Here is a 21,062-nt window from a genome sequence, read left to right as displayed (position 1 = left end):
GGCCCCGCCGAGCGCGGCGGAGCGCGCCGTGGCGACCGCGCTCGCGGAGGACGAGGCGCGCGCCGCCGCCGGTCCTGACGCGCACGCCTGGCAGCGCGAGCGCGGCTGGCGCGCCTCCGAGCCCGCTCAGGCCGGCGAGGCATCCGCCGCCCGCGCGGAGCCGGACGTCGTCGCCGTGCGCGGCCCCGACGGGGCGATCTGGGTGCACGCAGACGGCCGTGCCCAGCGCATCGTCCCCGTCGACCGCCGCACGGCGCTCGAGCGCCGTCTCGCCGCCGCCGAGCGCGGGGGAGCGGCCGACCCCGTGCTCCGGGCGCCCATGCCGGGCACCGTCACGGCCGTGCTCGTGCGCGACGGCGACGCCGTCGAAGCGGGCGCCGCGATCCTCGCCATCGAGGCGATGAAGATGGAGCACCGCGTCGTCGCGCCATTCGCCGGCGTCGCGCGGGTCTCCGTCGCGGTCGGCGCGCAGGTCTCCCGCGAGCAGGCGGTCGCCGCGGTCGAACCGCACGCCGCCGACGCCGCCGCCGCCGACGCCGCCGCCGATCCCGCCCCCGACCCCGGCCGCGCCGACCCCGGCGCCGCCGAGCCCTCGGCCCACGAGGCCACGACCCACGAGCAAGGAGCACCGCAGTGGACTACCAGCTGAGCGACGAGGAACAGGCGCTCTTCGACCGGGTGAAGGACTTCGCCGACACCATCGTCGCGCCCGCCGCGTACGAGTACGACACGAAGCGCCGGCTGCCGCTCGAGATCATCGCGCAGATGGGCGAGCTCGGGCTGTTCGCGCTGCCGTTCCCCGAGTCGGTCGGCGGCCTCGGCAAGAGTTACTTCCAGCTCTGCCTCGCGGTGGAGGCCCTCGGCCGGGTGGACCAGTCCATCGGCGTGACCCTCGAGGCGGGCGTCGGGCTCGGCGTCATGCCCATCTACCGCAACGGCACCCCCGAGCAGCACGCGGAGTTCCTGCCCGATCTCATCGCCGGGCGCGCGCTCGCCGGATTCGGCCTGACCGAGGCGGGCGCCGGATCCGACGCCGGCGCCACGCAGACGACCGCCGTGCTCGACGGCGACGACTGGGTGATCAACGGCTCGAAGCAGTTCATCACGAACTCCGGCACGCCCATCACGAAGCTCGTCACCATCACCGCGGTCACCGGCGAGCGGGAGCTCCCCGACGGCACGGTGAAGAAGGAGCTCAGCTGCATCATCGTGCCGAACGGCACGCCGGGCTTCACCGTCGAGGAGGGCTACGACAAGGTCGGCTGGCACACGAGCGACACCCACCCGCTGACCCTCCGCGACGTGCGGGTGCCGGCCGCGAACCTGCTCGGCGAGCGGGGCCGGGGCTACGCGAACTTCCTGCAGCGGCTCGACGAGGGGCGCATCGCCTTCGCGGCGCTCGCGACGGGCGCGGCGCAGGGATGCCTCGAGGAGGCGCTGCGCTATGCGAAGAGCCGCGTGGTGTTCGGGCACGAGATCGGGCGCAACCAGCACATCGCCTTCAAGATCGCCAAGATGCAGGCCCGGGTGCACCAGGCGCGGCTGGCGTGGCACGACGCCGCGCGCAAGATGGACGCGGGGCTGCCCTTCAAGATGGAGGCCTCGATCGCGAAGATGGTGTGCGGGGAGGCGGCGATGGACAATGCCAGGGACGCGACGCAGATCTTCGGCGGCTACGGCTTCATGAACGAGAACCCCGTCGCCCGCCACTACCGCGACTCGAAGATCCTCGAGATCGGCGAGGGCACCACCGAGGTGCAGTTGATGATCATCACGAGGGAGCTCGGGCTCGTCGCCTGAGCGCGAGGAGGTCGCCATGACGGATGCCGCCGCCGAGACGCCCGCGCTGCGCGAGATCGTGCAGCGGGGCCTCTGGTTCGAGGAGTTCGAGGAGGGCGTGCGCTACGTGCACCGGCCGGGTCGCACGGTGACCGATGCCGACAACGTGCTGTTCACGACGCTGACGATGAACCCGCAGCCGCTGCACCTCGACCGGGCGTTCGCCGAGACGCAGCCGTTCGGCCGGGTGCTCGTGAACTCGATGTTCACCCTGTCCACGCTCGTGGGCCAGTCGGTCGCGCAGCTCACGCTCGGCACCCTCGTCGCCAACCTCGGCTTCGGCGAGATCGCGTTCCCGGCGCCGGTGTTCGTGGGCGACACGCTCTCGGGTGAGAGCGTGGTCGAGGGCAAACGGCTGTCGTCGTCGCGGCCGGGCGAGGGCGTGGTCACGCTTCGCCACACCTCGCGCAACCAGGACGGCGTCGTCGTGGCGCGCTGCACGCGCAGCATGCTCGTCTGGACCCGTGAGGCGGGGGAGCGGGCCGCGGCGGGCGGGGCGCGATCGTGAGCGGCGGATTCCGCTTCGGCCCCGCGCTGCTGTTCTGCCCGGCCGACCGTCCCGACCGCTACGAGAAGGCGCTCGAACGCGCGGACGCGGTCATCCTCGATCTGGAAGACGCGGTCGCCGCCCCGGCGAAGCCGGCCGCGCGCCGGGCGCTCGTCGAGCACCCGCTCGACCCGGAGCGGGTGATCGTGCGGCTCAACCCGGCGGCGAGCGGCGAGCTCGAGGCCGATCTCGAAGCCCTCGGCGGCACCGAGTACCGCACGGTCATGCTCGCGAAGTGCGAGGGCACCGCCGATCTCGTCGAGCTCGGCGACCTCGAGGTGATCGCGCTGTGCGAGACCGCGCGCGGCGTGCTCGCCGCCGCGGAGCTGGCGGCGCTCGCCCCGGTGATCGCGCTGATGTGGGGCGCGGAGGACCTCGTCGCCTCGCTCGGCGGAACCGCCAGCCGCTTCCCCGACGGGCGCTATCGCGACGTCGCGAGGCACGCCAGGTCCCAGGTGCGCCTCGCGGCGGCCGCGCACGGCGTCGCGGCGATCGACGCGGTCCACCTCGACCTCGACGACGAGGCCGGGCTGCGGGCCGAGGCCGAGGACGCGGTCGCGCTCGGCTTCGAGGCGACCGCCTGCGTGCACCCGCGCCAGGTGGAGCTCGTGCGGGCGGCGTACCGGCCGGATCCGGATGCCCTTGCGCAGGCCCGCGCCGTGCTCGCCGCCGCCGCGGGCGAGGGCGGCGTCTTCGCGCACGAGGGGCGCATGGTGGACGCCCCGCTGCTGCGGCAGGCCGAGGCGGTCGTCCGCCGCGCTGGCGGTTCGCCAACGATTCGGTAACGCTTCGGCCGCCATTCACGGCCGGTGGTATCCCTGCCCCGTACGCTCGGAAGCGATCCTGGGGAGGAGGAGCGGTGGCACGCCACACGATGACGAGAGACGCGCAGCGCGAGCGCGAGGCGGTCGAGCTCGAGTTCGACGCCGAGGTCATCGACGAGCCCACCGACGTCCTGGTCGAGTCGAACCCCGTCTCCGGCCCCATCCGCGTCCCGCGCAAGGCCGCCCTCGGCGACACCGGCATCGCGGTGCACCCGCTCGCCCTCGGCGGCAGCGTCTTCGGCTGGACGCTCTCGCACGAGGCATCCTTCGCGGTCCTCGACCGCTTCGCCGGTCTCGGCGGCGAGCTCATCGACACGGCCGACGCCTACGCCTCCGGGCGCAGTGAGCAGATCATCGGCGCGTGGCTCGCCGACCGCGGCCTCCGCGACCGAATGACCGTCATGACGAAGGCCGGCCGGCACCCCGAGCACCGCGGGCTGTCGCCGCGTTCGCTCCAGGGCGCGGTCGACGCCTCGCTCGAGCGGCTCCGGGTCGAGCGCATCGACGTGCTGTTCTTCCACGGCGAAGACGCGGAGGTGCCGCTGGAGGAGAGCCTCGGCGCCGTCGACCGGTTGATCACGGCGGGCAAGGTGCGCTCCATCGGCGCCTCGGACTTCTCGCCGGAGCGGCTCATCGAGGCACGGGTGCTCGCCGCCAACGGCCTGCCCCGCTTCCAGACCGTGACGACCGCGTACAACCTGATGGACCGGCGGGGGTTCGAGGGGGCACCCGAGCTCGTCGCGCACGCCCAGGGCCTCGCCGTCCTGCCGTACTTCGCGCTCGCGGGCGGCTTCCTCGGCGGCGGGGTGCGCCGTCGCACCGATCTCCGCCACGACGCGCGCGGTGCGCGCCTGGCGCGCCACCTCGGCCGCCGCGGGCACCGCGTGCTCGCGGTGCTCGACGACATCGCCGCGGAGCACGGCGTCACGCCCGCGACGATCGCCGTGGCCTGGCTGCAGTCGCGCCCGACGGTCGCCGCGCCGGTCGCGGGCGTCTCGCGCCCCGAGCAGGTCGACGCGCTCCTCGCAGCCGGATCCGTGCAGCTGCAGCGCTCCGAGCTCGTCGAGCTCGACCGCGCCTCGGCCTGAACCGCGGTCGCCCGGACGGGGGCGACCCACCTCCGGGGGACGTGGCTTAGGCTGTTCGGGATGAACGGCGCTGTCGACCTCCCGCTCGGCCTGGCCGAGCTCTCCTTCCGGGCGGCCGGGGAATCGCTCGTCCGGCGCAGCGTCCTCCCCTCCGGCGTGCGGGTCCTGAGCGAGCAGGTGCCGGGCGCCCGCAGCGCGACGATCGGCTTCTGGGTCGCGGTCGGCTCGCGCGACGAACAGCCGACCGGGGCGGGGCATCCGGCCACGTACGGCTCGACGCACTTCCTCGAGCACCTGCTCTTCAAGGGCACCGCCGGGCGCAGCGCGCTCGACATCGCGGTCTCCTTCGACGCGGTCGGCGGCGAGCACAACGCGCTCACGGCGAAGGAGCACACCTGCTACTACGCCAAGGTGCAGGACCGCGATCTGCCGATGGCGGTCGAAGTCCTCGCCGACATGTTCACCTCCTCCCTCCTCGACGCCGGCGAATTCGAGACCGAACGCGGCGTCATCCTCGAGGAGCTCGCGATGGCCGGCGACGACCCGGCCGACGTCGCCGGCGAGCGCTTCTTCTCCGCGGTGCTCGGCGAGCACCCGCTCGGCCGCCCGATCGGCGGCACGCCCGAGACCATCCGCGCGGCGACGCGCGACGCCGTCTGGGAGCACTACCGCGCGAACTACCGCCCCCAGGACCTCGTCGTGACGGTCGCCGGCGCGGTCGATCACGACGAGCTCATCCGCGCGCTCGAGCGCGCACTGTCGGATGCCGGCTGGCGCATGGACGAGCCGGGCACTCCGGTCGAGCGCCGGACGGCGGAGCCCGCACCGCTCGAGCGCGGACCCGAGCTCACCGTCGTGGAGCGCCCGATCGAGCAGGTGAACCTACTCGTCGGCGTCCCCGGCCTCGTCGCCTCGGACGAGCGCCGCCCGGCGATGAGTGTGCTGAACGCGATCTTCGGCTCCGGCATGAGCTCCCGCCTCTTCCAGGAGGTCCGCGAGCGCCGCGGGCTCGCCTACTCGGTGTACTCCTTCGCCCCCGCGTACTCCGACGCCGGGCTCTTCGGCATGTACGCCGGCTGCGCGCCGCAGAAGGCCGGCACCGTCGTCGAGCTGCTGCGCAGCGAACTCGAGCGACTCGCCGAGCACGGCGTCACGCCCGAGGAGCTCGCCCGCGCGGCGGGACAGCTCGGCGGCGCCTCGGCGCTCGCCCTCGAAGACTCCGACACGCGCATGTCGCGTCTCGGCCGCGCCGAGCTCACGCTCGGCGAATTCCAGGATCTCGATGAGGCGCTCCGGCGCATCGCACTCGTCACCGCCGACGACGTGCGGGCGCTCGCAGCCGACCTCGTCTCCCGGCCCTACTCGGTCGTCGCCGTCGGCGCGACCGACGAGGCCGCCCTCAGCGGAGCGGCCGAGGCCGTCTCCGCGACCAGCGTCGCCTGAGCGCGGCATCCGATCGACGACAGGGAATCGAAACCTCGTGGCACACCACCTCTACCTCGTACGCCATGGCGAGCAGCTCGACGCCGAGCACGGCATGCCGGACGGACCGCTTTCGCCGAGGGGCCGCCGTCAGGCGGAACTGCTCGCCGAGCGGCTCGGCGGCATCCCCTTCGACGCCGCCTGGCACTCGCCGCTGCAGCGCGCGGCGGAGACGGCCGAGATCGTCGCCGCGAAGCTCCCGGCGGTGACGCCCGAGCCCTCGGCGCTGCTGTTCGACTGCATCCCGTCCGGCCCGGCCCCGGAGACGCCCTCGGCGTACGCCCCGTTCTTCGGCGCGGTCACCGACGCCGAGATCGAGGCGGGCAGCGCGCAGATGGCCGATGCCGTGGCGGAGTTCCTCCGCTCGCACCGCGACGACCGGCACGAGCTGCTGATCACGCACAACTTCGTGATCGCCTGGTTCGTCCGCGAGGTCCTCGGCGCCCCCGACTGGCGCTGGGTGTCGATCAACCAGGCGAACTGCGGCCTCACGGTGCTCACGCAGAAGCCCGGGCGGCCGTGGAGCCTCGTCGTGCACAACGACCTGTCCCACCTGCCGCCGGAGCTGCGCACCGGCCTGCCCGAGCCCTACGCGCTCTGAACGGGCGCCGAGCGCGAGCGACGGGCGCTCGGCCGCCGGGATGCCTCAGCCGAGGCGCTTGCCGAACCAGTCCGTCGCGTTCGGGTTCGCGTTGTACGGCTCGATCGGCGTGAAGCCGCTCGCGCGGTAGAGGCCGCCGGCCGCCTCGAGGCTGCGGTTCGTGTCGAGCACGAGCTCCTGGGCGCCGAGTTCGCGCGCCCGCTCCTCGAGGGCGTCGAGGAGGCGCCGCCCCTCGCCGCCGCCTCGCGCCGCCGGGGCGAGCCAGAGGTGCTTGACCTCGAAGCGGATGAGCTGCTCGGGCTCGGGGGAGCGCTGGATGCGGCGCACCCCGCCGCAGCCGACCGCGCGCCCGTCCTCGTCCACGACGAGCAGGAAGGCGCCCGCCGGTGCGGCGAACTGCGCCGGATCCGGGAACGTCGGGCGGTACTCGCCCTGCTCGGGCGGGAAGCCCTCGGCCCGCTCGGCGAAGTACGCCGTGAGCATGGCCTGCGCGTCCGCGTCGGCGACGTCGACCTCTCGGTGCTGCAGCATGGCCCCAGCCTACGGCCGCGGCGAGCGCCCGACCGGGTGCGTCCTGCCCCGCGATAGGCTGGCGGGGTGACGATACGGGTCGCGGTGGCCGGGGCCACCGGCAAGATGGGACAGCTCGCGACGAGGCTCATCGAGGCCGCCGACGACCTCGAGCTGCACGCCGGGCTCGACTCCCGCGCGCCGCTGACCGCCCTCGACGGCGCCGACGTCGTGCTCGACGTCACCCACCCCGCCGCGAGTGCCGCGATCGTCGAGCATGCGGTGCGCGGCGGCATCCCCGTCGTCGTCGGCACCTCCGGCTGGTCGGCCGACCGCATCGTCGGCATCGAGCGGCTCGTCCGCGACACCGAGGGCGCGCGGGCCGTGCTCTTCGTGCCGAACTTCTCCATCGGCAGTGTGCTCGGCACGGCCTTCGCCGCGCTCGCGGCACGCTTCTTCGACTCCATCGAGGTCGTCGAGGCGCACCACGCCGGCAAGGTCGACTCGCCCTCCGGCACCGCGGTGCGCACCGCCGAGCTCATGGGCGAGGCGCGGGCCGCCGCCGGCGAGCCGCCGGTCGCCGCCCCGCACGTCGACCAGCGGGCCCGCGGGCAGCTCGTCGCGGGCATCCCCGTGCACAGCCTGCGCATGACGGGCCTCCTCGCCGAGCAGCGCGTGCTCCTCGGCGGCGACGGCGAGACCCTGCAGATCTCCCACTCCACGCTCTCGTCGAGCTCCTACGAGGCGGGCATCCTGCTCGCCCTGCGCCGCGCCCCCGAGGCGGAGGGCGTCAGCGTCGGCCTCGACGCCCTGCTCGAACTCGGGCTCGGCGCACGATGAGCGTGCGGATCGGCGCCGTCGTCATGGCGGTGCTGCTCGCCGTGTACCTCGTGCTCGTCGGCTGGCGGGCGGTGCAGTTCATCGGCACGGGCGAGCCGATCGCCGTCGCGATCGGCGTGGCCCTGCTCGTGCTGCCGCTGATCGGGGCCTGGGCGCTCTGGCGCGAAGTCCTTTTCGGCGCCCGCTCGCAGGCCCTGATGACGACGCTCGCCGAGGAGGGCGGCACCGAGCTCGGTCTGCCGACGCTGCCGAGCGGGCGGCCAGAGCGGCAGGCCGCGACCGAGCGCTTCGACGAGTTCCGGCTCGCGGTCGAGGCCGAGCCCGAATCCTGGCGCGCGTGGCTGCGGCTCGGGCTCGTCTACGATGCCGCGGGCGACCGGCGGCGGGCCCGTCAGGCCGTGCGCCGGGCGATCGAGCTCTCCCGCGCCTGAGCCGGCCGCGCGCGCCGCTCCCGCTTCGTCCGGCCTCGCGTCAGTGCGTCGAGGCGAGCATCGCGTCGAGCGCCGTCTCGACCGAGGGGCGGGCGAAGCGGTACCCGTCGGCCAGCAGGCGCTCGGGGACCGCGGCCTGGTCGGCGAGCAGCAGCTCGTCGGCGGCGACGCCGAGCCCCAAGCGCAGGAACGGCGCGGGCACGGCGAGCACATAGGGGCGCCGCATTCGCGTCGCGAGCGCCGCGAGCACGTGATCGGCCGTCGCCGGAGCCGGGCCGACGAGGTTCACCGGCCCGTCGAGCTCGGAGTCGAGCAGGTGCAGCATCGCCCCGATCTCGTCGTCGAGCGCGATCCACGGCCAGTGCTGGCGCCCGTCGCCGAGCCGCCCGGACAGCCCGAACCGGGTGAGGCCCGCGATCCGGCGCATCGCCCCGCCGCGGCCGACGACGATGCCGGAGCGCAGCAGCACCGTGCGGGTGCCCGCGGGGGCGCGCAAGGCCTCCGCCTCCCACACGGCGACCACCTCGGCGAGGAAGCCCTCGCCGCGCTCGGCCGATTCGGGGAGCGTCTCGCCCGGCCGGTCGCCGTACGCTCCGACCGCGGAGGCGTTCAGCAGCACGGCGGGCGGGGATGCCGCCTGCCGCATCGCCTCGACGAGGGTGCGCGTCGCCGCGACCCGTGAGGCGACGATCTCGGCGCGGTAGCCGCGGGTCCAGGGCAGCCGCGCGAGCGAGGCGCCGGAGAGGTTCACGACCGCGTCGGCGCGCTCGATCTCGGCGAGGTCGACCTCGCCTCGCTCCGGCGCCCAGGCGGACTCGTCGCCGGCGGACACCGGGTGGCGCACCAGTCGGACGACCTCGTGTCCGGCTGCGCGGGCGCGGGCCACGAGCGCGGTGCCGAGGAAGCCGGACGCGCCGGCGACGAGGACGCGCACGGTCAGGCCAGCTCGGCCTCGATGGTGATCGGGATGCCGGCGAGCGCCTGCGAGATCGGGCAGTTCTGCTTGGCGTCCTCGGCGAAGCTCTGGAACTCGGCCTCGCTGAGCCCCGGCACCCGGGCGCTCACGAGCAGGTGGCTGCCGAGCACGCCCTTGCCGGCCTCGAAGGTCACGGCGGCGGTGGTCTGGATGCTCTCGGGCTCGTGCCCCGCTCCGGAGAGGGCGTGCGAGAGCGCCATCGAGAAGCACGAGGAGTGCGCCGCGGCCAGCAGCTCCTCGGGCGTCGTCGTGGCGTCGGCACCCTCCGAGCGGGCGCGCCAGTTCACCTTGAACTCGGCGAGCTTCGAGGAGTCGAGGCGGACGCTGCCGGAGCCGGCGACGAGGCTCCCGTTCCAGACGGTGGTGGATTCGCTCGTGACGGCCATGGGGTCCTCCTCTTCGCGCCGGGATCCGGCGTTCGTTCGGTGCGTCGGGCGTCTCACGTCGCGGGCCCGGCCTCGCGGACCGGTGCCCGGCGCGCCGTTCGGCCGCCCGCCGGAGCTCGTCTTCGAGCCGGGAACCAGCCTAGCGAAGCGAACCGGCGAGGGGACGGGCCGGACGGATCACCCGGGCCCGGATCAGCAGCAGGTACAGCTGGCAGCCGAGGCAGAAACCGAACGCGGCGTTCAGGAAGGCGGCCAGGAATGCGGCGGCTGCCGCGATCGGCACGGCGAGCGGGAGGCCGAGCGCGCCGAGCACGACGCCCGTGCCGGCGACGAGGAGCCCGACGCCCTGGGCGAAGGTCGGCGGTCGCGGGTCCTCGAGCTCGGCAGGAGGTGCGAGCCGCGGGCGGACGAGGCGCCGGTAGAGCAGCCCGAACGGATGCCGGGCGACGCCGGCGAAGGCGCCCCATGCGAAGAGCAGGGCGAGCGCCGCGAGCAGCAGCCACGCCGCGAGCTCGGCGCCGGCGAGGCCGAGCACGACGTCGACGAGGAGCAGCGCCGCGGTGATCGCGGCGCTGAATCGCGGCCCGCGGGGGTCGATGGCGGTGGGTTCAGCTCTGGACACGGGTCCTCCTGGTGAGCGAGTCGAGCAGCTCGGCGAGCTCCTCGGTGCGGGGCGGCCCGCCGATGCGGGCGCGCTGCCGGCCGGCGCCGTCGTACACGAGCGTGGTCGGCGTCTGCAGCACGGCGAAGCGCGCCGCGAGCGCCGGCTCGTCGGTGAGGTCGATCTCGAGGTGCCGGACGCCCTCGGTCCCGGCGGCGAGGGCGCCGAGCTGCCGGGCGGTGCCGGGGCAGCGGCTGCAGAGCGCCGTGGAGAACTGCACCAGGGTCGCCCGCTCGCCGAACGCGGCCGGCTCCACGCCGAGCGCAGCGGCCGCCGTCGAGGCATCCGCCCCGCCGCCGCGGGAGACGACCACTCGCCCGCTGCGCGCGCGCAGCACGAAGCCGAGCGCCGTCGCCGCGCCGAGCAGGGCGAGGGCGACGAGGAGGGCCGCGGACCAGTGCATGCGGCGATGCTAGGCGCGGGGGATCCGGGCCGCGAGCATGTTGCGCCGGGTGACGCGCCGTGACGTCCGGCGGCCCAGCGCGGCACGCCCTCGGCGTCGGCGGGCAGGGCTAGCATCGAGGGGTGGCAGCTGCGATCCCGACCCCGTACGAAGACCTGCTCCGCGACGCGCTCGAGCACGGCACGCACAAATCCGATCGCACCGGCACGGGCACCACGAGCGTGTTCGGCCGGCAGATCCGCTTCGACCTCGCGCAGGGCTTCCCGCTCATCACGACGAAGCGCGTGCACTTCAAATCGATCGCGTACGAGCTGCTCTGGTTCCTCCGCGGCGACTCGAACGTGCGCTGGCTGCAGGAGCACGGCGTCACCATCTGGGACGAGTGGGCCGACGCCGAGGGCGAGCTCGGGCCGGTGTACGGCGTGCAGTGGCGCTCCTGGCCGGCGCCCGGCGGCGAGCACATCGACCAGATCGCCCAGGTGATCGAGCAGATCCGCCAGACGCCCGACTCGCGCCGGCTCATCGTCTCGGCGTGGAACCCGGCCGACATCCCCGACATGGCGCTCGCGCCGTGCCACGCGATGTTCCAGTTCTACGTCGCCGACGGCAAGCTGTCCTGCCAGCTGTACCAGCGCAGCGCCGACCTCTTCCTCGGCGTCCCGTTCAACATCGCGTCCTACGCGCTGCTCACCCTCATGGTGGCCCAGCAGACGGGGCTCGAGCCTGGCGACTTCGTCTGGACGGGCGGCGACTGCCACATCTACGACAACCACCTCGAGCAGGTGCGCACCCAGCTCGAGCGCGAGCCTTACCCCGCCCCGACGCTGCGTCTCGCGCGGAAGCCCGAGTCGATCCTCGACTACGAGTACGACGACTTCGTCGTCGAGGGCTACGAGCACCACCCCGCCATCCGCGGCGCGGTCGCGGTATGAGCGACGCTTCGGCCGCCACGGCGCCCGCGGTGCGCATCGGGCTCGTCTGGGCCGAGGCCCACGGCGGGGTGATCGGCGCCGGCGGCGGCATGCCCTGGCACGTGCCCGAAGACCTCGCGCACTTCAAGGCGGTGACGCTCGGCGCGCCGGTCGTCATGGGCCGCAAGACCTGGGACTCGCTGCCCGAGCGCTTCCGGCCCCTGCCCGGCCGGGCGAACGTCGTCGTGACGCGGCAGGGCGACTGGGCCGCCGACGGTGCGCAGCGGGCCGGCTCGCTCGACGAGGCGCTCGCGCTCGCCGTGGACGGCGCGGAAGCCCCGGGCGACGCCCTCCGCGTCTGGGTCATCGGCGGCGGCGAGCTGTTCCAGCAGGCCCTGCCGCGCGCAGATCGCCTCGAGGTCACCGAGCTCGACCTCGACGTCGCGGGCGACGCCTTCGCGCCCGAGCGCGGCCCCGAGTGGCGCGTCGCCGCCGTCGAGCCGGCCGCGAGCGGGAACGAGCCGCGCTGGCACACCTCCCGCTCCGGCGTCCGCTACCGCTTCCTCACCCTCGAGCGCTGAGCCGCGCGCCCGGCCGAGCCGTTCTGCGGCGCGTCCGGACTCGCGTGGCCACCCCGCAACGGATCGGCGGCGCAGCCCGCGAGGCGCAACGGATCGTCGCGCGGCGCGCGGAACCGATAGCCTGGAGGGCGTGACTCAGGAAAACCCCTTCGGACAAGTGCTCGTCGCGCTCGTCACGCCCATGACGGCGGACGGCGAAGTCGATTGGCCCGGGGTCGAGAAGCACATCGACGACGTGATCTCGAACGGTGCCGACGGCATCGTCGTCACCGGCACGACGGGTGAGACCTCGACGCTGACCGACCCCGAGAAGCTGCGGCTCGTCGAGGTCGGCAAGGACGTCGCGGCGGGTCGGGCGAAGATCATCACGGGCGGCGGCTCGAACGAGACGGCCCATGCCATCGAGCTGTACCAGCACAGCGAGAAGGCCGGCGCCGACGGCATCATGATCGTCACGCCGTACTACAACAAGCCGACCCAGGCCGGCATCCTCACGCACTTCCGCATGGTGGCCGACGCCACCGATCTGCCGGTCATCCTCTACGACATCCCCGGCCGCACCGGCGTGCCGATCACGTACGAGACCATCCTGCGGCTCGCGAAGCACCCGAACATCCTCGCCGTGAAGGACGCCAAGGGCGACTTCAGCGAGGTCAGCCGGGTGCTGAACCAGACCGAGCTCATGTACTTCTCCGGCGACGACGCGAACGTGCTCCCGCACCTCGCGATCGGGGCGACCGGCCTCATCGGCGTCACCGCGAACATCGCACCCGCGCCGTACCGGGCCATCGTCGACGCCGTGAACCGGGGCGACCTCGCCGCGGCGACGGCCGAGCACCAGCGCCTCGAGCCGCTCGTGCGCGCGACCATGACGCACGTGCCCGGCACCGTGGCGGCGAAGTACATCCTGCACGGCCTCGGCCGCATCGGCAGCCCCCGCGTGCGGCTGCCGCTCGTCGGGCCCGAGGAGTGGGAGGCCGCCCTCATCGAGGACGAGATCGCCCTCGTCCAGGGCGTGCCGGGCGTCGATTTCCACAACTTCCGACCCGATCGCAACGCCGCCGCCGGCGGCGCCCTGCCGAAGATCGCCGGAACCACGCGCTGAACGGCGCCCCGAGACATCCGCTGGGCCGCGCGGCCCGCACCGTCAACTGAACATCAACACGAAGGAGGGCCTATGCCCGACGTCTTTGCACCCGCCACGCTCGAGGCGGGCACGCTGCGCGTGATCCCGATCGGCGGCCTCGGCGAGGTCGGCCGGAACATGACGAGCTTCGAGATCGACGGCAAGATCCTGATCGTCGACTGCGGCGTGCTCTTCCCGGAGGAGCACCAGCCCGGCGTCGACCTGATCCTGCCGGACTTCGGCTTCCTCGAGGACCGACTCGGCGACATCGTCGGCGTCGTGCTGACGCACGGCCACGAGGACCACATCGGCGCAGTGCCGTACCTCCTGAAGCGCCGCGCGGACATCCCGCTGATCGGCTCGACGCTGACGCTCGCGCTCGTCGAGGCGAAGCTCAAGGAGCACCGCATCCAGCCGTACAGCCTCACGGTGCGCGAGGGGCAGCGCGAGACGCTCGGCCCCTTCGACCTCGAGTTCGTCGCGGTGAACCACTCGATCCCCGACGCGCTCGCCGTCGCGATCAAGACCCGCGCGGGCAGCGTGCTCGCCACCGGCGACTTCAAGATGGACCAGCTGCCGCTCGACGGCCGGCTCACCGACCTGCGCGACTTCGCGCGGCTCGGAGAAGAGGGCGTCGACCTGTTCCTGGTCGACTCGACGAACGCGGATGTCCCGGGCTTCACGCCGCTCGAGCGCGAGATCGGCCCGGTCCTCGACCAGGTGATCTCCCGGGCGACGAAGAAGGTCGTGGTGGCGAGCTTCTCGAGCCACGTGCACCGCGTGCAACAGGTGCTCGACGCGGCGCACGCGAACGGCCGCCGGGTCGCGCTCCTCGGCCGCAGCATGGTGCGGAACATGACCATCGCCGCGGAGCTCGGCTACCTGAAGGTGCCGGACGGCGTGCTCGTCGACTACAAGAAGGCCGGCGACATCCCTGACGAGCGCATCGTCTACATGTCGACCGGCTCGCAGGGCGAGCCGATGGCCGTGCTCAGCCGCATGGCGAACCGCGACCACCAGATCGAGATCGAGCCGGGCGACACCGTCATCCTCGCCTCGAGCCTCATCCCCGGCAACGAGAACGCCGTCTACCGCGTCATCGACGGGCTGACGAAGCTCGGCGCGAACGTCGTGCACAAGGGCAACGCCCGGGTGCACGTCTCGGGCCACGCCGCCGCCGGCGAGCTGCTCTACTGCTACAACATCCTGAAGCCGCGCAACGTGCTGCCGATCCACGGCGAGTACCGGCACCTCGTCGCGAACGCGAAGCTCGCCCGCGACACGGGCATCCCGGAGCGCAACACCTTCATCGGCGAGAACGGCACCGTCTTCGACCTGAAGGACGGCGAGGTGCGCGTCGCCGGCCAGCTCGACCTCGGCTTCGTGTACGTCGACGGCTCGACGGTGGGCGAGATCACCGACGCCGACCTGAAGGACCGCCGCATCCTCGGCGAGGAGGGCTTCATCTCGGTCATCGTCGTCGTCGACGCCGCGACCGGCCGGGTCATCTCCGGCCCCGAGATCCACGCCCGCGGCTTCGCCGAGGACGACGCGGTCTTCGAGGACGTGAAGCCGAAGATCGTCGGCGCGCTCGCGGATGCCGCGCAGAACGGCGTGCGCGACGCGTACGGACTGCAGCAGATCGTGCGGCGCACGCTCGGCACCTGGGTGAACCGGCGACTGCGTCGGCGCCCCATGCTCGTGCCGCTCGTGATCGAGGCGTAGCGCCCCTCGCTTCGACGCCCAGCGCACCGCCCGCGGCTCCGGCCGGGGCGGTGCGCTGCGTTCCGGCCCGGACGAGGGCCGGGCGCTGGCGGGCCGGCGACACGGAAGTGGCGCGTCCGCGACCGGGCGCTCGGGGTTTCCCCCGATTCATCCCCGAGACCGACGAAGCGGAGCCGGTTCACCCCCTAGTGTGGTCCAGTGCCCGGAGTCGGGCGGAACGATTGGGGTGTCGTGGGCGTCTGGCGCAAGTGGGTCTTTCCGATCATCCGGGTGGTGCTCGTCGCCGTCGTGGCGATCGCGCTCGTGAAGCTCGCGTTCTTCCCGGACCGGGCCGAGGACGACTCGACCCTCCAACCGGGCGGCAGCCTCGCCGCGCCGCAGGTCGTCGTCGCCACCGGCACGGTGACCAACGACCTCGTCCTCACCGGGACGGTCAACGCCGATCCCACCGTCGCGGTCAAGGCGAGCGGCACCGGCACGGTCGACGAGGTCTTCGTCGCCGCCGGGAGCCAGGTCACGGCCGGCGACAAGCTCTACGACATCAAGGTCGAGAACCCGCCGGCCACCGTCGAGGAGACCGGACCGGACGGGCAGCCGATGACCGTGCCCGCGCCGCCGAGCTACCGCTTCGAGAAGGTGTTCGCCCCGGCGACGGGCGTGCTGAGCTCGCTCGACGTGATCGAGGGGCAGCCCGTCACGACCGGCGGCGTCACGGGCCAGGTCGCCCCGCCGAGCTTCAACGTCACGGCGTCGCTCACGCCCGAACAGCAGTACCGGCTCACCCAGCAGCCCGGCGAGGCGCAGGTCGCGATCTCCGGAGGTCCGGCGCCGTTCACCTGCACCGGGCTCACGATCGGGACCCCGCGCAGCCCGGCGAGCGGATCGGACGGGCAGGACGGGGCCGCCGGCCAGCAGCCGCAGGGCGGCGGGGCGACCGCGGCGACGGTGCGCTGCGCCGTGCCCGGCGACGTCCGGGTGTTCCCCGGTCTCGCCGCCGAGGTGACCATCCAGGCCGGCACGGCGGAGAACGTGCTCGTCATCCCGACCACCGCCGTCAAGGGCGGCGCCGAGACGGGCGTCGTCTGGCTCGTCGACGCCGAGGGGGCGCAGACCGAGCGCGAGGTGAAGCTCGGTCTGAGCGACGGCCGGCAGGTGGCGGTCGCCGAGGGGCTCGCCGAGGGCGACAGCATTCTCGAGTTCGTGCCGGGCGCGCCGGCGGTGCCGGCCGGCATGGAGGGCTGCGAGCTCCTGCCCGGCGGCATGCAGGTGTGCGGCGGATGAGGCTCGTCGAGGCGATCGACGTCGGTCGCACGGTCGAACTGCCCGACGCGGAGCCGCTCACGATCCTGCGGCACGTCGAACTCGCGGTCGACGAGGGCGAGCGCGTCTCCATCGTGGGTCGCAGCGGTTCCGGCAAGTCGACCCTGCTGAACCTGCTCGGCCTCATCGACAGCCCGAGCGAGGGCGAGCTGCGCATCCTGGGCGAAGACGCCCGACGCCTCCGCGGCGCCCGCCGCGATCGCGTCCGCGGGCGCGAGATCGGCTTCATCTTCCAGCAGTTCAACCTGCTGCCCGGCCGGACCGCCATCGAGAACGTGCAGACCCCGCTCCTCTACGACGGCGGCGCATCCTTCTGGCGCCGCGAGCGGATCGCACGGGAGATGCTCGAGCGCGTCGGGCTCGGCGAGCGCACCGATTCCCGGCCGGAGCGGCTCTCGGGCGGCGAGCAGCAGCGCGTCGCGATCGCTCGGGCGCTCGTCCGGCGGCCGAGGCTCATCCTCGCCGACGAACCCACCGGCGCGCTCGACCTGGAGACGGGCGGCACCGTCATGGAGCTCATCGAGGAGGTCGCCGCGGAGACCCGGGCGGCGCTCGTCACGATCACCCACGATCCCGCGATCGCGCGCCGCGCCGACCGTCATCTCCGCCTCAGCGAGGGGCGCTTGGTGCCGCTCGACGACGCGGTGCCCGCAGGGAGCCCGTCGTGAACGCGCTGGCCAGGATCGCGACCGGGTTCGTGAGCGCCGTCGTCGAGGCGATGGAGGAGCTCCGCATCCATCGCGGCCGCGTGCTGCTCTCGCTCGTCGGCGTCGCGGTCGCGGTGTGCGCGCTCGCGACCGTGGTCGGGGCCGGCGCGGTCGCCGAGCAGGGCGTGCGCGAGGTCTCGGAGCGCAGCGGCGGACGGGCGGCGACCGCCCAGTTCAACGTCAACGCCTCCACGCCGCCCGATCCGGCGCAGCTGAACGCAGCGTGGGGCGAGGTGCTCGAACGCTACGGCATCGCCTACGGCAGCCGGATCGTCTACGGCCAGCTGACGGTGCAGTTCGCGGACGGCGCGGTGCCGGTCGCGACCCAGGCGGTGGATCCGGCGTACGGGGTGATCCACCGGGTCCGGGTGAGCGAGGGGAGTTGGTTCGCCCCCGGCGACGCCGAGCGGCTGGCGCCGGCGATCGTCATCAACGAGCCGTTCTGGGATCGGATCGGCCGGCCGGCGCTCGCCACCAACCCGACGGTCGAGCTGCTCGCGGAGGGCGGGGTGACCGCGGTGGTCGTCGGCGTCACGCCCAAGACGGGGGAGTGGGACACGGAGCCGAGCGCGTTCATGCTCGCCGACGCCTACGCGGCGATCCCCGCGAGCGGGAGCGGCGGCATGATGGGCGGCCAGCTGCCGAGCTTCGAGGCGTGGCTCGACCAGAACCAGGCGGAACCGCTGATCGAGGCGATCCGGCGCGACTTCGCGGGCGCGCTCGGCGACGGCGCCCAGGTCGACGGGTTCCGCAGCGACTACGCGGCGTTCGGCGAGGACCCGCTCCTCTTCGTGAAGCTCCTCGTCGCGGGCGTCGCCGTCGTCATCCTCCTGCTCGGCGCGCTCGGTCTCGTGAACATCGCGCTCGTCACCGTCCGCACCCGGATCCGTGAGATCGGCATCCGCCGCACCTTCGGCGCGACCGCCGGGCGAGTGTTCTTCGCGGTGCTGATGGAGAGCGTCGTCGGCACCTTCGTCGCCGGCGTGGTCGGGGTGGGCGTCGCGATCCTGCTCGTCCGCAGCCCGCTGATGACCATGGTGCTCGGCGGCGCCGAGCTCGAGGACCTCCCCGGCTTCCCGATCGAGGCGGCGATCGTCGGACTCGGCTCGGCCGTGCTCGTCGGCGCCCTCGCCGGGGTGCTGCCGGCGCTGGCGGCCGTGCGGGTGCGGGTCATCGACGCGATCCGGTTCTGAGCGTGCGCACGCGGATCCGGAACATTCCCGCGCAGCTGCGGGCCAGTGACGGCGGGCGGCCGTAGCCTGGTGGGCATGGCAACGAGCACGAAGTCGACGGGCCGTGCCTCGGGTAGCTCGACCCGCGGCACCGCCGCGCGCACTGCCCCGACCAAGAAGCTGCCCGCCGCGACCGCCAAGCAGAGCAAGGCCGCCCAGGCGAAGGCGGCGCAGCCCGAGGGGCCGAACCTGCTCGTGCGCGCCTGGATGGGGCTCGCCCATGTCGCGGGCGGGGCCGCCCGTGCGCTCGGCCCCGAGACCCTGCAGAAGGAGGAGCGCCGCGACGGGCTGCCCTTCTTCCTCGTGCTCCTCGCGATCGCGGGCGCCGTGATCGAGTGGTTCCTCATCAACGACCCCGTGGCGCAGACGCTCGACGCGTGGAGCTTCGGCGCGCTCTTCGGGCGGGTCGCCTTCGCGCTGCCCATCATCATGCTGCTCTTCGCGGTCTGGCTGTTCCGGCACCCGAGCTCCGTGCACGACAACACCCGCATCGGCATCGGGCTCGCGCTGCTCCTCGTCACCGTCGCCGCGCTCTGCCACATCTTCGGCGGCCAGCCCGACCCGAGCGAGGGCATCATGGCGCTCGCGAAGGCGGGCGGCGTGCTCGGCTGGACACTCGCACAGCCGCTGATCTTCCTGATCACGCCGATCGGCGCGACCGCCGTCGTCATCCTCCTGCTCCTGCTCGCCCTGCTCATCATGACCAAGACGCCGCCGAACCGCATCGGTGCGCGCGTCCGGGAGCTCTACGTCTGGCTCTTCGGAGCACCCGAGGCCGAAGCCGCCGAGGCCGAGCCGGAAGCGAAGCCCGGTCGCCGCAAGAAGGAGCGCAGCGAGCCGGTCGAGCTCGACGGCCTCGACGACGACGACGAACCCAGCGCGACCGGCCTCGTACCGTGGTGGCGCCGCAACAGCTCGAACCGCGAGGAGGACCCGAGCTTCGAGCCGCCCGGCGTCGACGGGCTCACCGAGGTGTTCGGTCCCGGATCCGCGGACGGCAGCTTCGAGTCGGCGCTCGAGGGCGACGGCTACGACGCCGAGGTCATCGGCGAGCTCGAGCGCGCCGAGTCGGCGGTCGCCCGGTTCACGGGCGAGGTGCCGCACGGCGGCACCGGGCTCCGGGGCGACGACGCGGGCGCGACCGCGGTGCTCGAGCCGCTGGCCGGCCTCGACGACGAGCCGGGGGCCGACGCTGCGCCCGGGCTCGTTCCCGACGAGGCCGCCGAGCCGCAGCCGGATCGCCCGTACCACCTGCCCGCCTCCTCGACGCTCGCGGCGGGGGCGCCGGCGAAGACCCGCTCCCAGGCCAACGACGACGTGGTCCGTGCCATCACGGGCGTGCTCGAGCAGTTCTCGGTCGATGCGAAGGTCACCGGCTTCTCGCGCGGCCCGACCGTGACCCAGTACGAGATCGAGCTCGGGCCCGGCGTGAAGGTCGAGCGGGTCACCGCGCTGTCGAAGAACCTCTCCTACGCCGTCGCGTCGAACGAGGTGCGCATCCTCTCGCCGATCCCCGGCAAGAGCGCGATCGGCGTCGAGATCCCGAACGCCGACCGCGAGATCGTGACGCTCGGCGACGTCCTCCGGGCGCCGGCGGCGGCGAACGCGAAGCACCCGATGACGATCGGCGTCGGCAAGGACGTGGGCGGCGGCTACGTCATCGCGAACCTCGCGAAGATGCCGCACCTCCTCGTCGCCGGCTCCACCGGCTCCGGCAAGTCGAGCTTCGTGAACTCCATGATCACGAGCCTGCTGATGCGCGCGAAGCCGAGCGACGTCCGCATGGTGCTCATCGACCCGAAGCGCGTCGAGCTCGCCCCGTACGCGGGCGTCCCGCACCTCATCACGCCCATCATCACGAACCCGAAGAAGGCGGCCGAAGCGCTGCAGTGGGTCGTGAAGGAGATGGACATGCGGTACGACGACCTCGCGTCGTTCGGCTTCCGCCACATCGACGACTTCAACAAGGCCGTCGTGAACGATGAGATCGTGCTGCCGGCGGGCAGCGAGCGGGTGCTGAAGCCGTACCCGTACCTGCTCGTCGTCGTCGACGAGCTCGCCGATCTGATGATGGTGGCCCCGCGCGACGTCGAGGACTCCATCGTCCGCATCACGCAGCTCGCCCGCGCCTCCGGCATCCACCTGGTGCTCGCGACCCAGCGCCCCTCCGTCGACGTCGTGACGGGCCTCATCAAGGCGAACGTCCCGTCGCGGCTCGCGTTCGCGGTGACGAGCGTGACCGACTCGCGCGTCATCCTCGACCAGCCCGGTGCCGACAAGCTCATCGGCCAGGGCGACGGCCTGTTCCTGCCGATGGGGGCGTCGAAGGCGCTCCGCGTGCAGGGCGCGTGGGTCAGCGAGGCCGAGATCGAACGGGTCGTCTCGCACGTGACGCGTCAGGCACGGCCCGAGTACCGTCAGGACGTGCAGGCCGCGGTCGAGCGCAAGGAGATCGACTCCGACATCGGCGACGACCTCGAGCTGCTGCTCGCGGCGGCCGAGCTCGTCGTGTCGACGCAGTTCGGCTCGACCTCGATGCTGCAGCGCAAGCTGCGGGTCGGCTTCGCGAAGGCGGGACGACTCATGGACCTCCTCGAATCCCGCGAGATCGTCGGCCCCTCCGAGGGCTCGAAGGCGCGCGACGTGCTCGTGACCGCCGAGCAGCTGCCCGGGGTGCTGGCCAAGCTCCGCGGCGAACCGTCCGGACCGGCACCCGCCGCCGCGCCGACCGCCGCAGCCGCCGCGACCCCGCCGGCGGCGCCGCAGATCGACGATCGCTACGACGATCCGGTCGGGCGCATCCCCGAGGGCCTCGAAGAGGTCGAGGCGGACGACGACGAGGATGCCTGGGGCCTCACCGGTCGCGACTGAC

22 protein-coding genes are annotated in these 21,062 nt (G+C 73.4%); 17 read left to right on the top strand and 5 right to left on the bottom strand.

From position 1 onward, the window contains the following. The 7 genes from IEY71_RS14400 to IEY71_RS14370 form a co-directional block, all read left to right on the top strand. The coding region (locus IEY71_RS14400; RefSeq protein ID WP_189086060.1) for an acyl-CoA carboxylase biotin carboxyl carrier protein subunit at positions 1-649 on the top strand (649 nt) is incomplete at its 5' end. Continuing rightward, positions 634-1,800, top strand: coding sequence for an acyl-CoA dehydrogenase family protein (locus tag IEY71_RS14395; RefSeq protein WP_189086059.1), 1,167 nt, complete (start codon positions 634-636; stop codon positions 1,798-1,800). The genes IEY71_RS14400 and IEY71_RS14395, both read left to right, overlap by 16 nt. Positions 1,801-1,816: 16 nt before the next feature. Next, a complete protein-coding gene (locus IEY71_RS14390) occupies positions 1,817-2,347 on the top strand; it encodes a MaoC family dehydratase (protein WP_189086058.1) in 531 nt (176 codons plus the stop codon). Continuing rightward, complete coding sequence (locus IEY71_RS14385) at positions 2,344-3,171, top strand: HpcH/HpaI aldolase/citrate lyase family protein (protein WP_189086057.1); 828 nt, start codon at positions 2,344-2,346, stop codon at positions 3,169-3,171. Before IEY71_RS14390 ends, IEY71_RS14385 begins: the two co-directional genes overlap by 4 nt. Before the next feature lie 74 nt (positions 3,172-3,245). Further along, the gene (locus IEY71_RS14380; protein WP_229781768.1) at positions 3,246-4,298 is read left to right on the top strand and encodes an aldo/keto reductase; all 1,053 of its coding nucleotides are present in this window, start codon (positions 3,246-3,248) and stop codon (positions 4,296-4,298) included. Between the two features lie 60 nt (positions 4,299-4,358). Further along, entirely contained in the window at positions 4,359-5,741 is a 1,383-nt protein-coding gene (locus tag IEY71_RS14375) for a M16 family metallopeptidase (RefSeq protein WP_189086056.1), read from the top strand. 37 nt (positions 5,742-5,778) lie between these two features. Next, positions 5,779-6,381: a histidine phosphatase family protein gene (locus IEY71_RS14370; RefSeq protein WP_189086055.1), complete on the top strand. Its 603-nt coding sequence runs from the start codon at positions 5,779-5,781 to the stop codon at positions 6,379-6,381. A gap of 45 nt (positions 6,382-6,426) precedes the next feature. On the opposite strand, the gene IEY71_RS14365 is transcribed toward IEY71_RS14370, so the two are convergent. Continuing rightward, entirely contained in the window at positions 6,427-6,912 is a 486-nt protein-coding gene (locus IEY71_RS14365) for a GNAT family N-acetyltransferase (protein WP_189086054.1), read from the bottom strand. A 66-nt stretch (positions 6,913-6,978) separates the two neighbouring features. On the opposite strand from IEY71_RS14365, the gene dapB reads away from it, so the two are divergent. Continuing rightward, positions 6,979-7,731, top strand: a complete 753-nt coding sequence (dapB, locus tag IEY71_RS14360) for a 4-hydroxy-tetrahydrodipicolinate reductase (protein ID WP_189086053.1) — start codon at positions 6,979-6,981, stop codon at positions 7,729-7,731. Continuing rightward, positions 7,728-8,162: a hypothetical protein gene (locus tag IEY71_RS14355; protein ID WP_189086052.1), complete on the top strand. Its 435-nt coding sequence runs from the start codon at positions 7,728-7,730 to the stop codon at positions 8,160-8,162. Before dapB ends, IEY71_RS14355 begins: the two co-directional genes overlap by 4 nt. A 40-nt stretch (positions 8,163-8,202) precedes the next feature. Here IEY71_RS14355 and IEY71_RS14350 read toward each other — a convergent pair whose 3' ends face one another. The 4 genes from IEY71_RS14350 to IEY71_RS14335 form a co-directional block, all read right to left on the bottom strand. Then, entirely contained in the window at positions 8,203-9,096 is an 894-nt protein-coding gene (locus IEY71_RS14350; protein ID WP_189086051.1) for a TIGR01777 family oxidoreductase, read from the bottom strand. Between the two features lie 2 nt (positions 9,097-9,098). Then, positions 9,099-9,524: an OsmC family peroxiredoxin gene (locus tag IEY71_RS14345; protein ID WP_189086050.1), complete on the bottom strand. Its 426-nt coding sequence runs from the start codon at positions 9,522-9,524 to the stop codon at positions 9,099-9,101. 139 nt (positions 9,525-9,663) lie between these two features. After that, on the bottom strand, positions 9,664-10,146 hold the full coding sequence (locus IEY71_RS14340; RefSeq protein ID WP_189086049.1) for a DUF4395 domain-containing protein: 483 nt from the start codon (positions 10,144-10,146) through the stop codon (positions 9,664-9,666). Then, positions 10,133-10,588: a TlpA family protein disulfide reductase gene (locus tag IEY71_RS14335; protein WP_189086048.1), complete on the bottom strand. Its 456-nt coding sequence runs from the start codon at positions 10,586-10,588 to the stop codon at positions 10,133-10,135. Before IEY71_RS14335 ends, IEY71_RS14340 begins: the two co-directional genes overlap by 14 nt. Before the next feature lie 122 nt (positions 10,589-10,710). On the opposite strand from IEY71_RS14335, the gene IEY71_RS14330 reads away from it, so the two are divergent. From IEY71_RS14330 to IEY71_RS14295, 8 genes are all read left to right on the top strand, one after another. Next, complete coding sequence (locus tag IEY71_RS14330; protein ID WP_189086047.1) at positions 10,711-11,520, top strand: thymidylate synthase; 810 nt, start codon at positions 10,711-10,713, stop codon at positions 11,518-11,520. After that, positions 11,517-12,080 carry a dihydrofolate reductase gene (locus IEY71_RS14325; RefSeq protein ID WP_189086046.1) on the top strand — a complete coding sequence of 188 codons (564 nt, stop codon included), beginning with the start codon at positions 11,517-11,519 and terminating at the stop codon, positions 12,078-12,080. The genes IEY71_RS14330 and IEY71_RS14325 overlap by 4 nt, the downstream gene beginning before the upstream one ends. Positions 12,081-12,210: 130 nt before the next feature. Next, positions 12,211-13,185 carry a 4-hydroxy-tetrahydrodipicolinate synthase gene (gene dapA, locus IEY71_RS14320; RefSeq protein ID WP_189086045.1) on the top strand — a complete coding sequence of 325 codons (975 nt, stop codon included), beginning with the start codon at positions 12,211-12,213 and terminating at the stop codon, positions 13,183-13,185. Between the two features lie 72 nt (positions 13,186-13,257). Continuing rightward, complete coding sequence (locus IEY71_RS14315; protein WP_189086044.1) at positions 13,258-14,931, top strand: ribonuclease J; 1,674 nt, start codon at positions 13,258-13,260, stop codon at positions 14,929-14,931. 231 nt (positions 14,932-15,162) lie between these two features. After that, positions 15,163-16,212 (top strand): efflux RND transporter periplasmic adaptor subunit, encoded by a 1,050-nt coding sequence (locus tag IEY71_RS14310; protein ID WP_189086043.1) that lies wholly within the window; start codon positions 15,163-15,165, stop codon positions 16,210-16,212. Next, positions 16,209-16,919: an ABC transporter ATP-binding protein gene (locus tag IEY71_RS14305; protein WP_189086042.1), complete on the top strand. Its 711-nt coding sequence runs from the start codon at positions 16,209-16,211 to the stop codon at positions 16,917-16,919. The genes IEY71_RS14310 and IEY71_RS14305 overlap by 4 nt, the downstream gene beginning before the upstream one ends. Beyond that, positions 16,916-18,151, top strand: a complete 1,236-nt coding sequence (locus tag IEY71_RS14300) for an ABC transporter permease (protein WP_229781767.1) — start codon at positions 16,916-16,918, stop codon at positions 18,149-18,151. The genes IEY71_RS14305 and IEY71_RS14300 overlap by 4 nt, the downstream gene beginning before the upstream one ends. A gap of 75 nt (positions 18,152-18,226) precedes the next feature. Then, entirely contained in the window at positions 18,227-21,061 is a 2,835-nt protein-coding gene (locus IEY71_RS14295; RefSeq protein ID WP_189086041.1) for an FtsK/SpoIIIE family DNA translocase, read from the top strand. Position 21,062: the final 1 nt, after the last annotated feature.

The organism is Agromyces mediolanus (genome assembly GCF_014648575.1).
Classification (GTDB): Bacteria; Actinomycetota; Actinomycetes; order Actinomycetales; family Microbacteriaceae; genus Agromyces; species Agromyces mediolanus.
This window is presented reverse-complemented; position numbering and strand designations above follow the sequence as displayed.